Source organism: Nocardioides sp. Z40_12 (genome assembly GCF_058215795.1).
The window spans coordinates 30287-44626 of sequence record NZ_JBZAJA010000006.1 but is presented as its reverse complement, the minus strand read 5'-3'; the positions used below and the strand labels follow the sequence as shown (position 1 = coordinate 44626).

Annotated in this window: 13 protein-coding genes; 8 read left to right on the top strand and 5 right to left on the bottom strand. The window is 73.4% G+C overall.

The genetic code is table 11. The annotated features are described in order from the left end of the window. The first annotated feature begins 5 nt into the window (after nucleotides 1-5). Complete coding sequence (locus AC4BG9_RS12425; RefSeq protein ID WP_490571418.1) at nucleotides 6-440, top strand: hypothetical protein; 435 nt, start codon at nucleotides 6-8, stop codon at nucleotides 438-440. Here AC4BG9_RS12425 and AC4BG9_RS12420 read toward each other — a convergent pair. Next, nucleotides 417-2720: a spermidine synthase gene (locus AC4BG9_RS12420; protein ID WP_490571417.1), complete on the bottom strand. Its 2304-nt coding sequence runs from the start codon at nucleotides 2718-2720 to the stop codon at nucleotides 417-419. The two genes, AC4BG9_RS12425 and AC4BG9_RS12420, sit on opposite strands and share 24 nt — an antisense overlap. A gap of 101 nt (nucleotides 2721-2821) precedes the next feature. On the opposite strand from AC4BG9_RS12420, the gene AC4BG9_RS12415 reads away from it, so the two are divergent. Next, nucleotides 2822-3424: an acVLRF1 family peptidyl-tRNA hydrolase gene (locus AC4BG9_RS12415; protein ID WP_490571416.1), complete on the top strand. Its 603-nt coding sequence runs from the start codon at nucleotides 2822-2824 to the stop codon at nucleotides 3422-3424. Nucleotides 3425-3456: 32 nt separating this feature from the next. Further along, complete coding sequence (locus AC4BG9_RS12410) at nucleotides 3457-4371, top strand: phosphotransferase (protein WP_490571415.1); 915 nt, start codon at nucleotides 3457-3459, stop codon at nucleotides 4369-4371. Nucleotides 4372-4373: 2 nt separating this feature from the next. Here AC4BG9_RS12410 and ypfJ read toward each other — a convergent pair whose 3' ends face one another. Next, nucleotides 4374-5351 (bottom strand): KPN_02809 family neutral zinc metallopeptidase, encoded by a 978-nt coding sequence (gene ypfJ, locus AC4BG9_RS12405; protein WP_490571414.1) that lies wholly within the window; start codon nucleotides 5349-5351, stop codon nucleotides 4374-4376. A 79-nt stretch (nucleotides 5352-5430) separates the two neighbouring features. Here ypfJ and AC4BG9_RS12400 point away from each other — a divergent pair, with 79 nt between their 5' ends. From AC4BG9_RS12400 to AC4BG9_RS12385, 4 genes are all read left to right on the top strand, one after another. Next, nucleotides 5431-7029, top strand: a complete 1599-nt coding sequence (locus tag AC4BG9_RS12400) for an ABC-F family ATP-binding cassette domain-containing protein (RefSeq protein ID WP_490571413.1) — start codon at nucleotides 5431-5433, stop codon at nucleotides 7027-7029. A 32-nt stretch (nucleotides 7030-7061) separates the two neighbouring features. After that, nucleotides 7062-7847 (top strand): enoyl-CoA hydratase/isomerase family protein, encoded by a 786-nt coding sequence (locus AC4BG9_RS12395; RefSeq protein ID WP_490571412.1) that lies wholly within the window; start codon nucleotides 7062-7064, stop codon nucleotides 7845-7847. A 66-nt stretch (nucleotides 7848-7913) separates the two neighbouring features. Beyond that, the gene (locus AC4BG9_RS12390) at nucleotides 7914-9782 is read left to right on the top strand and encodes an ABC transporter ATP-binding protein (RefSeq protein ID WP_490571631.1); all 1869 of its coding nucleotides are present in this window, start codon (nucleotides 7914-7916) and stop codon (nucleotides 9780-9782) included. Nucleotides 9783-9871: 89 nt separating this feature from the next. Then, on the top strand, nucleotides 9872-11836 hold the full coding sequence (locus AC4BG9_RS12385; RefSeq protein WP_490571411.1) for an FG-GAP repeat domain-containing protein: 1965 nt from the start codon (nucleotides 9872-9874) through the stop codon (nucleotides 11834-11836). A gap of 45 nt (nucleotides 11837-11881) precedes the next feature. Here AC4BG9_RS12385 and AC4BG9_RS12380 read toward each other — a convergent pair whose 3' ends face one another. After that, nucleotides 11882-12685 (bottom strand): SURF1 family cytochrome oxidase biogenesis protein, encoded by an 804-nt coding sequence (locus AC4BG9_RS12380; protein WP_490571410.1) that lies wholly within the window; start codon nucleotides 12683-12685, stop codon nucleotides 11882-11884. Nucleotides 12686-12741: 56 nt separating this feature from the next. On the opposite strand from AC4BG9_RS12380, the gene moaA reads away from it, so the two are divergent. Further along, nucleotides 12742-13734 carry a GTP 3',8-cyclase MoaA gene (gene moaA / locus AC4BG9_RS12375; protein ID WP_490571409.1) on the top strand — a complete coding sequence of 331 codons (993 nt, stop codon included), beginning with the start codon at nucleotides 12742-12744 and terminating at the stop codon, nucleotides 13732-13734. Here the strand turns inward: moaA and AC4BG9_RS12370 are convergent, their stop codons facing one another. Continuing rightward, complete coding sequence (locus tag AC4BG9_RS12370; protein ID WP_490571408.1) at nucleotides 13735-13944, bottom strand: acetone carboxylase; 210 nt, start codon at nucleotides 13942-13944, stop codon at nucleotides 13735-13737. After that, on the bottom strand, nucleotides 13941-14276 hold the full coding sequence (locus AC4BG9_RS12365; protein ID WP_490571407.1) for a DUF3099 domain-containing protein: 336 nt from the start codon (nucleotides 14274-14276) through the stop codon (nucleotides 13941-13943). Before AC4BG9_RS12365 ends, AC4BG9_RS12370 begins: the two co-directional genes overlap by 4 nt. Nucleotides 14277-14340: the final 64 nt, after the last annotated feature.

Below are 14340 nucleotides of genomic sequence, written 5' to 3'. Positions count from 1 at the left end.
CGCGGGTGGACGACTACGTCGAGCCCGCGGTCGGGCAGCGGGACCTCGCGGTCGAGGACTTCTGGAACGTGGCGCGCTTCCACGCGAAGCTGACCCACCTGCCCGGCTACTTCGGCCCGACGGTGCTGGCCTCGGTGCCGCCCCCGGTCTGGAGCCTGGGGGAGACCCCCGAGGAGGCGGACGCCGGCGTGGCGGGGCTGCTCGACGGCTCGGAGACCGCGCTGCGCACCCCGCTCGCCGACTACCGGGAGGCGGGCGAGCAGGTGCCCGAGGCGGGTGCCCTGGGCATCGTGCTCGACGGGCGCGGCGCTCCGCGGGCGCTGGTTGTCACCAGCCGGGTCGAGGTCACCGACGCCGAGGTGGTGGAGCACCTCACGGTCCTCCACACCGCCGAGGGGACCGCGCCGGGCGGCGGCTCACCTCAGCACGGTCAGCACTGAGGAGAAGTCGTCGGTCCAGGCCCGGCGCACCGGCCCGGCCTCGCGCCAGCGGGGCAGGGTCAGCAGCTCCTCGATGCGTGAGTCGTCGGGGCTGAGCGCCATCCAGGTCGAGGAGATGCCCTTCTCGTCGTCGGTGGACTCGCCGGTCCCGACGGCCACGTCCCAGCCGAGCCGGGCCGCGTCGTGGGCGACGACCGGCTCCAGGTCGAAGACCCGGTTGGAGATGTGGACCAGCAGCAGGCCGTCGTCGGCCAGGACCCGTCCGTAGCCCTCGAAGGCCTCCTCGGTGAGCAGGTGCACCGGGATGGCGTCGGAGGAGAACGCGTCCAGGACCAGGGCGTCGAAGGTCCCCGGCTCGGTCCGGGCCAGGGCGAGACGACCGTCGTCGACCACGGTCTCCACCTCGGCGGCGGTGTCGGCGAGGTAGGTGAACAGCTCCGGGTCCTCGGCGATCCGCACGACCTCCTCGTCGATCTCGACGAAGGTCATGCGCTGTCCCGCACCCACGTGGGCGGCCATCGTGCCGACCCCGAGACCGACCACGCCGGTGTGCTCCGGGGCGGCCAGGCTGAAGACGTCGCCGACCGGCCCCTGGACGGAGTAGTAGCTGGTCGGCTCGACGCGGCGCTCGTCGGTGAACTGGGTCCCGTGCACGGTGGTCCCGTGGCTGAAGACGTGCTGGTCCCCGGACGCCACGACCCGGTAGCTGCCGTAGAAGGTGCGGTCCTGGTGGAGCGGGGCCTCGGCCAGCAGGGTGACGCCCGCCAGGGTGAGCGCCACCGCGGCCAGGGTCGCCAGGGGCCGCCGGCCGCCGAGGAGGCCCAGCGCCGCCCACATGACCAGCGCGGCGACCGCCGGGGCGCCCCCGCGGTGCCACCAGTCGGCGCCCAGTGAGATCCCCACCAGGAGGACGAGCAGGACGAGCAGCACCTCGAGGCCCAGCAGGACCTTCGGGTCGAAGCGCAGCAGCGCGCGCGGGTAGCGGCGCGCCGCGCCCACGCCGAGGAGCAGCACACCCAGCAGGACCAGCGGGTACTCCCAGACGCGCGGGAAGAACATCGGGGCGACCAGCCCGTTGAGCAGCCCTCCGAGGGCACCACCCGCCGCGACCACGAGGTAGAAGTGGGTGAGCAGGCGCGGGTGCGGACGCATGGCGGCGAGGGCGCGGTGGGCGGCGTACGCCGCACCGCCCAGCAGGGTCAGGTCGACCGTCAGCATCAGCCACATCGGGTGGGTGCCGGTGGGGGCGACGTGGAGCACCGCGGCGACCGTGGCCGACGCGGTAGCGACACGCACCGCGACCCGGCTCGGCTCGCGGCCCGGGCGGGCGAAGGCGATGACGAAGGTGGCCAGGTAGATGGCCAGCGGCACGACCCACATCAGGGGGATCGCGGCGACGTCGGTGGAGATGTGGGCGGTGACGCCCAGCATCAGCGTCGAGGGCAGGAAGGCGAGCGCGAGCCAGAGCAGGAGCAGGCGGGTGGTCAGCACCCGGGCACCCACCTCTGCGCCGCCCTCTGCACCCCTGCCGTCACCCCCGGCCACGCCGGTGGGGACAGCCGCGTCGGGGGCGAGGACCTTGTGCTGACCGGCCGCGGCGGCCACCCGGCGGTTGCTGCGCCAGGCCACGACGCCGCACAGGCCCATCAGCGCGATGAAGACCAGGAAGCCGCCCGACCAGGCGAGCCGCTGCTCGCGCAGGGTCAGCAGCGGCTCCACCACGAACGGGTAGGCCAGCAGTCCGCCGAAGCTGCCCAGGTTGCTGGTGGCGAAGAGGAAGTAGGGGTCCGCGGCGCGCGCGGTGCCGGTCCAGGAGTACCAGCGCTGGAGCAGCGGGCCGGTGGTGGAGATGACCGCGAAGGGGAGGCCCACGACCAGCAGGAGCACCCACAGCAGCCAGATCGCCGGCGCGACCTCGGCGTCCGGGGCGGCACTCGCAGGGAGCGCGACCGGCAGCGCGGCCACCGGCAGCAGCAGCACCCCGAGGTGGAGGAGGGGCTGACGGCTCGGCCCGAGCCGTCCGCTCGACACGTGCACGTAGAGGTAGCCGAGCAGCAGCAGGACCTGGAAGAAGAGGCTGCTGGTGCTCCAGACCGACGCCGAGCCGCCGAAGCTGGGCAGGACCAGCCGGGCGACCATCGGCTGGACCACGAAGAGCAGGGCCGCCCCGGTGAAGGAGGCGAGCGCGAACAGCACGGTGGTGAGGCGCTGGTGCCCGGGAGCAGCCGGCCGGACGGGCGAGGGCGCTGTCGTCGTGGCGGAGCGTGACGTTGAGCTCATGAGTCCTCGGGAGTCGGCCGGGAGGGGGTCACCGGGACGCTAGCCACGCGCTGCGGGCCGCGCCGCGAAATGGCCGAATCGTGCCCGATAGGGTGAGCCGGGTGCCTGTCGTGTCGGTCCCTCCCGCCCGCCTGGTCAGGTGGGTGGAGAACTTCTCGCAGCGGCACGGCGGCGTGTCCCTGACGGTGGGCGACGGCACTCTCTCCGGCTTCGGCGCCGACGGGTCGCACTTCGAGGCCTCGCTGTCGTTCTCCCGCCGCTACACCGGCCCCGCCGAGGTCGGTGCCTTCGTGGCCGACCTCCGTCCCCCGGACCTCTGGGGGGTCCTCCTGGTGCGCAAGGGCGGCTTCGCCGTCGCCCGGTCGGCCGGTACGCAGATGGTGGAGCACAAAGTGGGGCAGCGTCACGTGCAGGGCCGGAGCAAGGCCGGCGGTCAGAGCCAGCAGCGCTTCTCCCGCCGGCGCGACAACCAGGCCCGCGCCGCCTACGAGGCCGCCGCGGACCACGCGGCCAGGATCCTGCGGCCCGGGCCGGTGGTGGTGGGGGGAGACCGGGAGGCGGTCGCCCAGGTCCTCACCGACCCGCGCCTGGCCGGTCTACGGGTGGTGGGGGAGTGGCTGGCGGTGCCCGACCCCCGGCGTGCGGTCCTGGACCAGGCGCTCGCCGAGGCCGCGGCGGCGCGCGTGGCGGTCGAGAACGCCTGATCGCGGCGTCCTGCTCTGTCAGGATGGCCAGCATGTGGCAACCCGAGCCCGGGTGGCAGCGCCTCCCCGGTGCCGGTCCCTCGACGTACGGCGTGTGGGGTGCGCGCGAGGACGGGCAGGACGTCGTGGTCAAGCGGCTCGTCGCACCGACCCCCCACGACCCGCCCGCCTGCCTGCGGCCCGACCACCCGGCGTACTGGCGGCGGGCCGCGGAGGTGGCCCTCTCCGGGGTCGTCGCCGCCACTCCGGGGCTGCGTGAGCCCGCGGTGGTACGGGTGGAGGAGGACGCCGAGGGGGTGACGCTGGTGCACCGGCGGGTCGAGGACGCCGGCACCTCGGGTCTCTACCTCGCCCGCTGCCTGGGCCGGTTCACGGCCGCCACCGCGCCCGAGCTGCCGTGGCTGGCTCGGGCCCAGCTCTCGGCCCGGCTCGACGAGGTAGCCCGTCGCGGCGGCTGGACCACGCTGGCCCGCACTCCGGTGGCTGACCTCGCCGACCACCTGTGGCGTCGCCGCGAGGTGCTGCTCGGCCAGGTGGCCGCCCTGCCCCAGGTGCTCCAGCACGGCGACCCCGTGCCCTCCAACCTGCTGGGCCACGTGGAGGACCACGTGCTGGCCATCGACTGGTCGACCCTGGGGCTCGGCGCCGTCGGCGCCGACCTCGGCTACCTGTCCCTGGCGACGCGGGAGGCGTTCGAGCCGCTGTTCGAGGCCTACCTGGCCGGACTACCGTCGGGCCTGGCCAGCCGGGCGGAGGTGCTGCTCGGCGCCCGGGTCACCTCGGTCTACACGGTGCTCACGCGCGCGGACTGGGCCCTGGCCCGCGTCGCCGACGGCGAGGGCGCGCTGGCCGGCAAGTACCGCCACCCCAGCGTCGCGCCCTACCTGCGCGCCATGCAGCGCCAGCTGGTGCAGGTCGAGGCGCTCCTGGGTCAGCCGCCGCGCTGAGCTCAGAGGTCGTCGGTGGCGAAGGTGTCGCAGGCGGCCAGGTCGCCGCCCTGGTAGCCGACCCGGAACCAGTCCTGCCGCTGCTGGGACGAGCCGTGGGTCCAGCCCTCGGGGTCGACCCGCCCGCCGGAGCGCTGCTGGATCCGGTCGTCGCCGACGGCCTTGGCGGAGTCGAGGGCCTCGGCGATGTCGGCGTCGTCGACCTCGGCGAAGATGGCGACGCCGCTGTCGTCGCTGGTCGACTCCGCCGCGCGCGTCCACATGCCGGCGTAGCAGTCGGCCTGGAGCTCGAGCCGGACCGCGTCGCTGCGGGGGCCCTGCTGGGTGCGCACGCGCCCCATGGTGCCGAGCAGGTTCTGGACGTGGTGGCCGTACTCGTGGGCGAGCACGTAGGGCTCGACGAAGTCGCCGCCCTGCCCGCCGAGCTGGCCCTCCAGGACGTCGTCGAAGAAGGTGGTGTCGAGGTAGATCTGCTGGTCGGCGGGGCAGTAGAAGGGGCCGACCTGCGAGGAGGCCTGGCCGCAGCCGGTGCCGACGCTGCCGGTGAAGGTGATGATCTGGGCCGGGGCCAGTGCCTGGCCGGCCTGCTCGGGCAGCGCGCTCGCCCAGTACTTCTCGAGGGAGAGGGCGACCGCCTTGCGGGCGCAGTCGACGTCGTCCTCCGCGTCGGCACCGGTGCGGCAGTCGTCGTAGCGCTCGCTGTCGGCCTCCAGGCCGGCGGGCAGGCCCTGGGCGTCGGCCCCGGTGTCGAGCGAGGTGCCGCCGGTCCCGCCCAGGGGGTCGCCGCCGACGCACTGCGTCAGCACCAGGAAGAGGACGACGACCAGGAGGCCTCCGATGCCGCCGCCGGCCTTCGCGCCGCCCGGTATGGGGAGGCGCATCGAGCTGCCGCCCGACCTGCCGCCCGACCTTCCGCCCGACCTGCCGCCGGCGTCCCTGACGGAGCCGCGGCTGATGTCGGCCTTGGGGTTGAAGCGCATGGCGGAGGGTCCTTCCTCAGGGCGGCGGGCGTCGCCGACTCACGCCTGACCGGCGTGTCTACGTACACTCACTACCCTCATGATCAACGCCCAACACCTCGAGGTGCGCGCCGGCGCGCGACTCCTCATGGAGGACGTCAGCTTCAGGGTCGCGACCGGCGACAAGGTCGGCCTCGTGGGCCGCAACGGCGCCGGCAAGACCACCCTCACCAAGATCCTCGCGGGGGAGGCGCTCCCGGCCTCGGGCAGCGTCCAGCGCACCGGGGAGGTCGGCTACCTCCCCCAGGACCCGCGCATCGGCGACCCCGAGGTGCTCGCCCGCGACCGCATCCTCTCGGCCCGCGGCCTGGACGACGTCGTCCGACGCCTCCGTGCCGCCGAGGAGCAGATGGGCAGCGACGACGAGGCGGTGCGTGAGCGTGCCATGAAGCGCTACTCCCGGGCCGACAACGAGCTGCACGCCGGCGGCGGCTACGCCGCGGAGTCGGAGGCGGCGACGATCGCCAACAGCCTGGGGATCGAGGAGCGGATCCTCGCCCAGCCGTTGAAGACCCTCAGCGGCGGTCAGCGGCGCCGGGTCGAGCTGGCCCGCATCCTGTTTTCCGGGGCCGAGACCCTGCTCCTCGACGAGCCCACCAACCACCTCGATGCCGACTCGATCGTCTGGCTGCGTGAGTTCCTCAAGGCCCACAAGGGCGGGCTCATCGTGATCAGCCACGACAACGAGCTGCTCGAGGCCTGCGTCAACAAGGTGCTCCACCTCGACGCGAACCGGGCCACCATCGACGTCTACAACATGGGCTGGAAGGCCTACCTGACCCAGCGCGAGACCGATGAGCGCCGCCGCAAGCGCGAGCGCGCCAACGCCGAGTCGAAGGCCAAGACCCTCACCGACCAGGCCAACCGGATGCGGGCCAAGGCCAGCAAGGCCAGCGCCGCGCAGTCGATGCTCAAGCGGGCCGAGAAGATGGTGGCCGGCCTCGAGGGGGAGCGGCACTCCGACAAGGTGGCGCGGATCAAGTTCCCCGCCCCGGCGCCCTGCGGCAAGACGCCGCTCATGGCGCGCGAGCTCTCCAAGTCCTACGGCTCGCTGGAGGTCTTCACCGACGTCGACCTGGCGATCGACAAGGGCTCCCGGGTGGTCATCCTCGGGCTCAACGGTGCCGGCAAGACCACGATGCTGCGGATCCTGGCCGGGGTCGACGCCTCCGACACCGGCGAGGTGCTGCCCGGGCACGGCCTGAAGATCGGCTACTACGCCCAGGAGCACGAGACGCTGGACACCGAGCGGACCGTGCTGGAGAACATGCAGTCGGCCGCGCCGCAGCTCACCGACGTGGAGGCCCGCTCGGTGCTGGGGTCCTTCCTGTTCTCCGGTGAGGACGCCCACAAGCCCGCGAAGGTGCTCTCGGGCGGTGAGAAGACCCGTCTCGCGCTGGCCAGCCTGGTGGTCTCCAGCGCCAACGTGCTGCTGCTCGACGAGCCCACCAACAACCTCGACCCCGCCTCGCGCGAGGAGGTGCTGGCCGCGATCCGCTCCTACGAGGGCGCGATCGTGCTGGTGACCCACGACGAGGGTGCGGTCCGGGCGCTGGAGCCCGACCGGGTGCTGCTGCTCCCCGACGGCGACGAAGACCTGTGGAACGACGGCTACGCCGACCTGGTCTCACTCGCCTGAGCATTACTGACAGGTAACCTAGGATGGCCGCCATGACTCCTGACGAACTGGCCGCCGTCGGCCTGCGCTACGAGGTGGCCGGTCCGGTCGCCACCATCACGCTCGACCGCCCCGAGGTGCGCAACGCGCAGACGCCGGCGATGTGGCGGGCGCTCGGCGACCTGGGCCGCTCGATGCCCGACGAGGTGCGGGTCGTGGTGGTGACCGGCGCCGGCGGGACCTTCTCCGCCGGGCTGGACCGGGCGATGCTCGACCCGCGCGCCGCCGGTGCGGGCAACGAGACCGTGGCCGGGCTGCTGGCGCTGACCGACCAGGAGGTGGCCGACACGATCGGCGCCTACCAGGAGGGGTTCACCTTCCTGCGCGACCCGCGGTTCGTCTCGGTGGCCAAGGTGCGCGGCTACGCCGTCGGCGCCGGGTTCCAGCTGGCGCTCTCCTGCGACCTGATCGTCGCCGCCGAAGACGCGCAGTTCTGCATGAAGGAGTCGGCGCTGGGCCTGGTCCCGGACCTGACGGGAACAAAGCCGCTGGTCGAGGCTGTTGGCTACGGCAGGGCCCTCGAGATCTGCGCCACCGCGCGGATGGTGGACGCCCAGGAGGCCGCCCGGATCGGTCTGGCTCAGGCCGTCGTCCCGGGGGACCGGCTGGATGCCGCCGTGGAGCAGCTGGCGGGCTCGCTGACGGCGCCGATGGTCGGCGCCGTGCGGGAGACGAAGGTTCTCCTCCAGGGCGCCGCCGGGCGTTCGCTGGAGGAGCAGCGCCGACTCGAGCGCGAGGCGCAGGTACGCCGCTTCCGTGAGGTCGCCGGCGGAGCCTGATCCCGGCCGCGACGCCGGTGGCGCCGCAGAGACGAGAAGGAGACCAGGGTGTCCTTGCAGATGGGGATGGGCCCGGCGTGGCGGCACATGCGCAGCGACCGGAGCGTGGCGAGCCAGCAGGTCGACCGTGACACGATGCGGCGGATCCTGGGGTTCGCGCGCCCGCACTCGCGCACCATCGGGATCTTCCTCGCCGTCACCTCGGTCGACGCGGCGCTGGTCGTGGCGACCCCGCTGCTGGTCAAGAAGCTCGTCGACGACGGCATCACCCGCGGCAACGCCGCGCTGGTGGGGTGGCTCGCCCTGGCCATGGCGGGCGTCGCCGTCCTGGGTGCGGTGCTCTCGGTGGTGGGCGGCTACCTCTCCTCCCGGATCGGCGAGGGGCTGATCTACGACCTGCGCACCCAGGTCTTCGCCCACGTGCAGCGTCAGTCGCTCGCCTTCTTCACCCGGACCCAGACCGGGGCGCTCGTCTCACGCCTCAACAACGACGTGATCGGCGCCCAGCGCGCTTTCACCTCCACGCTCTCCACCGTGGTCTCCAGCTCGGTCTCGGTCGTCGTGGTCAGCGTCGCGATGCTGGCGCTCAGCTGGCAGGTCACCCTGCTGTGCCTGCTGCTCTTCCCGCTGCTGCTCGGTGCCTCCCGCTGGGTCGGGAACCGGCTGGCCGGCCTGACCCGCGAGCAGATGGACGGCAACGCCGACATGGGCAACGCCATGACCGAGCGGTTCAACGTGGGCGGGGCGATGCTGCTCAAGCTCTTCGGCCGGCGTTCCGACGAGGACCGGTTCTTCGCCGACAAGGCGGCCCGGGTCCGCGACCTCGGCATCCGGATCTCGCTGGTCACCCGGATCTTCGTCGCCGTGATGCTGCTGGTGCCGGCGCTGGCCACCGCGCTGGTCTACGGAGTGGGCGGACAGCTGGCGATCCAGGGGACCCTGAGCATCGGCACCGTGCTGGCCCTGGCCACGCTGCTGCTGCGGCTGCTGGGACCCCTCCAGAGCCTCAGCAACGTGCGCGTCGACGTGATGACGGCCCTGGTCTCCTTCGACCGGGTGCTGGAGGTGCTCGACCTGCCGTCCACGATCCAGGAGAAGCCCGACGCGGTGGCTGTGCCGCCCGGCGCGGCGCGCGTCGAGTTCGACGACGTCACCTTCCGCTACCCGCGGGCCGAGGAGGTCTCCCTGGCCTCGCTCGAGGGCGTGGCGCGCAGCGAGGGGCCGGCCGGGGAGCTGGTCCTCAAGGGCGTCTCCTTCACCGCGGAGCCCGGCCAGATGGTGGCCCTCGTCGGACCCTCGGGGGCCGGCAAGAGCACGATCACGCACCTGGTCGCCCGCCTCTACGACGTGACCTCCGGTGCGGTGCGGGTGGGCGGCTGCGACGTCCGCGACGTCACCCTGGAGTCCCTGGAGGACGCGGTCGGCTACGTCACCCAGGACTCCCACATGTTCCACGACACGATCCGGGCCAACCTGCTCTACGCGCGCCCGGGTGCCGACGACCGGGAGCTGTGGGAGGCGCTGGCCGCGGCCCAGGTGGAGCGGCTGGTGCGCAGCCTCCCCGAGGGGCTCGACACCGTCGTGGGCGACCGCGGCTACCGCCTCTCGGGCGGTGAGCGCCAGCGCCTGGCCATCGCCCGGCTGCTCCTCAAGGCCCCCTCGATCGTGGTGCTGGACGAAGCCACCGCCCACCTCGACAGCGAGTCGGAGGCGGCCGTGCAGCGAGCCCTGCAGGTGGCCCTGGAGGGGCGCACCTCCCTGGTCATCGCCCACCGGCTCTCGACCGTGCGGGAGGCGGACCAGATCCTGGTCGTCGACGACGGCCACGTGGTGGCCACCGGCACGCACGAGCAGCTGCTCACCGCCGGCGGGCTCTACGCGGACCTCTACCGGACCCAGTACTTCTCGGAGCGGGGGGCCTCGTCCGTCTCGTGAGGCTCGAGCCAGGCCGCCCGGCGCGACGATAGGATATATTCTCGCGCGACGTCGGCGCGCGCCGCGTCTTCCCCGGGGGAGGACCCGTGATGAGCTCAGCAACCCGAGGCGTCGCCCTCTCGGCCGTCCTGGCACTGGGGGCGACCAGCGTCCTGGCCCTGCCGCTCCTGCCGGCCGGGGCCGACACGAGCGGCCCGAGCTTCGCCCGCCTCGACGTGGACACCGGGGTGAGGGGCGCGGCATTCACCTCCGTCGGAGAGGTGTTCCCCGGGGAGCGGAACATCGTCACGACGGGCTACGGAGCGCTCGCGAACGGCGTCCCCGCCGGGGGCGGCACGCTCCAGGTCTACCGGCCCGGGAGGGACCTGGCCGAGTGGCACAAGGTGGAGGTCTTCGGCGCGGACGAGGAGATCATCTTCCCCAACCGCCCGACGGTCGCCGACGTCGACGGTGACGGCCTCAACGACCTGGTGCTGCCCTCCGGCTACTTCTTCGACACCAGCCCGTACAACGACGGGGGCGCCCAGGCGCGCAGTGCCATCACCTGGTGGCAGAACCTCGGGGTCGATGCCGCAGGCAACGCGCGGGGCTTCACCCGTCACGACCTGGTGACGGGGCAGGGGCCGTCGTACCACGGGGTGGAGGTCGTCGACCTCGACGGGGACGACGTCCCCGACCTCGTGACCACGGCCGAGGCCGGCGGGGTCGCCGACGACCAGACTGACGACACCGTGCGGCTGCAGTACCTCCGCGGTCTCGGCGGCGCGCGCTTCGCCGCCCCGGTGACCCTGGCCGAAGGTTTCGGCGGCAGCCTGCCGACCGTGGCCGACGTCGACGGCGACGGACGCCAGGACATCGTCTCCGCCCAGTACTTCAACCTCACCTACACCGACCCGGACGCCGCGTCCTTCATGTGGTTCCGGCAATCAGGGGACGCCTCGTCCGGCCTGACCGCGTCCCACTTCACCCGGCACACCATCGCCACGTTCGGCCAGGCCGGCTTCGGCTTCCAGATCCGCCCGGTGCCGGGGTTCCGGGCGCCCGGCGAGGTCTCCTGGATCGGGACCAACCACCAGGGCCGGTGCTTCGTCCAGCGCTTCCTCTCCACGGTGATCCCCGGCGCCATCGACGTGCCGGAGATGGTGATGGAGTTCGTGCCGGGAGCCGACCCGACGGCGCCGTGGACGGTCAAGGAGCTCTCCGTCCCCCAGACTCCGGCTGCCGACCCGGCCGGCTGCGACCCCGCCTTCAACGTCCGCGACTCGCCCGTGCCGATCCACCCGACCGACCACATCACCTCGCGTTCGGCCGCCGGGCAGGCTGCGCCCGGCGTCTTCGGGTACGGGGACGTGGACGGCGACGGGGACATCGACCTCGCGGTCTCGGGCGACGGTGACCGCCGGCTGTTCTGGATCGAGCAGCGTCCCGGCGAGGCCCAGGACACCGTCCTGCACACGCTGACGGCGCCGGGCGAGCAGTTCGGCCAGTCCGGCGGGGGAGTCGTGGACGACCTCGACGGCGACGGCGTGCTCGAGCTCCTCTTCTCCTCGTTCGACACCAGCACGGTCGCCCTGTGGACCCGGGCCGCCCCGGCGCCGCCTGCGCCGACCACCCCGTCCGTCGCGCCCACCGTCGTCCCCACCGTCGCCCCCACGGTCGCCCCGACCGAGTCCCCGTCCACGTCCCCGGGCCCCGTTGCCCCGCCACCTCCCGCGGCGGTGACGCACCGGACGAGGCTGAAGGCGGAGGGGCCGGGGAAGCGACCGGTCGCGGGCCGCCCGAGCACGTGGCGGATCAGGCTCAGCGGCACCCACCCGGGCAAGCGCCGCCTGGTCACGGCCACCTTCCGCGCCACGGGGGCGAAGCGGGCCCGCAAGGTCGGGACCGTGCGACTGCGCCCGCGCGAGGGCGGGGGGCACGCGGGTCGCCTGACCTGGCGGCCCCGGCGACCCGGCGTGCTCGTCCTCCGCTACGCCGGCGGCGAGATCTCCGCGCTGGTCGCGGAACGGGCGTCCAAGGACCGGGTGAGGGTCACTCCGCGCACCCGTCGGTGAGCGAGCGGCCCCGGAGCTGAGCGTCCGGGAGCCCGGAGACCGGGGTCAGACCTCGGCCTTCACGCCCTGGGGGGAGTCGGGCTGCCGCTCAGCGGGGGGCGGCCCCGGGTCGCGCGAGGGACGTCGACGGTCGCGCCACTCGTCGTACATCAGGTAGAAGAAGCCGAAGACGGCCAGTCCGCCGAAGAACCACCACTGCAGGCCGTAGAAGAAGTGTGGGCCCTCGTCGAGCTCCGGCAGCTCGGTCGGGTGGAGCGGCTCGGCCGGCGACGGGGTCTCCTCGTCGAGGGCGACGAAGCCCCCCAGCACCTCGCGGTCGAGCGCCGCGCCGATCTCCGAGCTGCTGATGGCCCGGGTCCGCTGCTCGGTCACCCGGGTGCTGTCCCCGGTTGCGTCCTGGCGGACCCAGCCGGTGATCGTCACCTCGCCGGGCGGGGGTGCCGGCAGGTCGTCCGGCACCTCGCCGCGGTTCGCGGTCGGCCACCACCCGCGGTCCACGAGGAGCGCCGTGCCGTCGGCCAGCTCCAGGGGCACCACCGCGTTGACCCCGGCAGCGCCGTCGCGGGTGCGGTAACGCACGATCACGGTGTCCTCGGGGGCGTAGGTGCCGGTGGCCTTCACGAGCCGCCACTGGTCGCTGCCGGCGGGACTGCCGCCCACCTGCAGCACCTCGTCCACGGCGACGGGCGGCAGCTTCTCGTTGCGCTCGATGATGGAGTTGCGGTCCCGGCGGTCCTCGAGGCGGTGGAACTGCCACTGTCCCAGCTGCCAGGCCAACCAGGAGAGGACGAGGACGGCGAGGAAGAACAACGCCCACCGTCTGCTGGCCAGAAAGCCCCAACGATTCACGCTCCGAGGTTATCCGGCAGGCGAAATGGCGAGGTGGCGGGCCCTATGCTGGCGAGATGGTGCAGGCGCTGCAGGACCTCCACGGCCGGGTGGCCACCGACCTGCGCGTCTCGCTGACGGATCGGTGCAACCTCAGGTGCACCTACTGCATGCCTGCCGAGGGTCTCGACTGGATGCCGGCGGAGGAGACGCTGAGCGACGACGAGATGGTCCGGCTGATCACCATCGGGGTGCGCAGACTGGGGATCCGGTCGGTCCGCTTCACCGGCGGCGAGCCGCTGATCCGTCGCGGCCTGGTCGACATCGTCCGCCGGACCCACGCGCTGGGCGGCGTGCAGACCTCCCTGACCAGCAACGGCCTCGGGCTCCAGCGAGTGGCCTCCGCCCTCGCCGAGGCGGGCCTGGACCGGGTCAACGTCAGCCTCGACACCGTGCGGCCGGAGACCTTCCACCAGATCACCCGGCGCGACCGGCACCACGACGTGCTGGCCGGCCTCGCCGCCGCCCAGGCGGCCGGGCTGGCGCCGGTCAAGGTCAACGCGGTGCTGCTGCGCGGCGTCAACGACGACCAGGCGCCCGAGCTGCTGCGCTGGTGCCTGGCCCAGGGCTACGCGCTGCGGTTCATCGAGCAGATGCCCCTGGACGCCCAGCACGGCTGGCACCGCGACGCGATGGTCACCGCCGAGGAGATCCTCGCCGCGCTCGAGGCGGAGTTCGACCTCCGGCCGGCCGTCGAGCCGCGTGGTAGTGCCCCCGCCGAGCTGTTCCTGGTCGACGGGGGGCCCGGGACGGTCGGCGTCATCGCCTCGGTCACCCGGCCCTTCTGCGGCGACTGCGACCGGGTCCGGCTCACCGCCGACGGCCAGGTGCGCAACTGCCTCTTCGCCCGTGAGGAGTCAGACCTCCGTCAGGCGCTGCGAGGCGGGGCGGACGACCAGGAGATCGCGGCGCGGTGGGTCGCGGCGGTGCGCGGCAAGCGTCCCGGGCACGGGATCGACGACCCGTCCTTCCTCCAGCCCGACCGGCCGATGTCGGCGATCGGCGGCTGATCAGTCCGCGGCGTCGACCGGCCGGTGCGGCACCACGTCGCGCAGGAAGGAGCGAGCGCCCAGGAAGTCGGCGAGGTGCTGCCGGTGGCCCTCGCAGGCCAGCCAGGTCTTGCGGCGCTCGGGGGTGTGCAGCTTGGGGTTGTTCCACTCCAGGCACCACGCCGCCGGCTCCTGGCAGCCCTTGGCCGAGCAGATGTCGAGCGCGGTCATCGCGTGCCCTCCTCGCCGGGGCCGATCCCGCGCGCCCCGGGGGCCGGCGGCAGCTGGCGCTGGGGGTCCGCGGCGTCCAGGGCGAAGGTGTCGTCGCGGGTGTCGGTGGCGTTGGCCAGGACCACGGCCACGTAGGGGAGGAGGACGGCGCCGGCGACGAGGACCCAGCGCAGCCAGCCGGGGCCCACGGCCACGGCCGCGAGGAAGCAGACCACCCTGATGCCCATCGAGATCAGGTAGCGGCGTTGCCGGGCGGCGATGTCGGTGTCCCGACTGGCGGCCGCGGTGGTGATCCGGGTGGGTTGGCCGGACAGATCCTTGCGCGAGGCCATGGGGTTCATCCTACGACGGGCCTGTGCGTCGGCTCGGGCCCGTGTGGCCCGGGCAGGGCCTGCC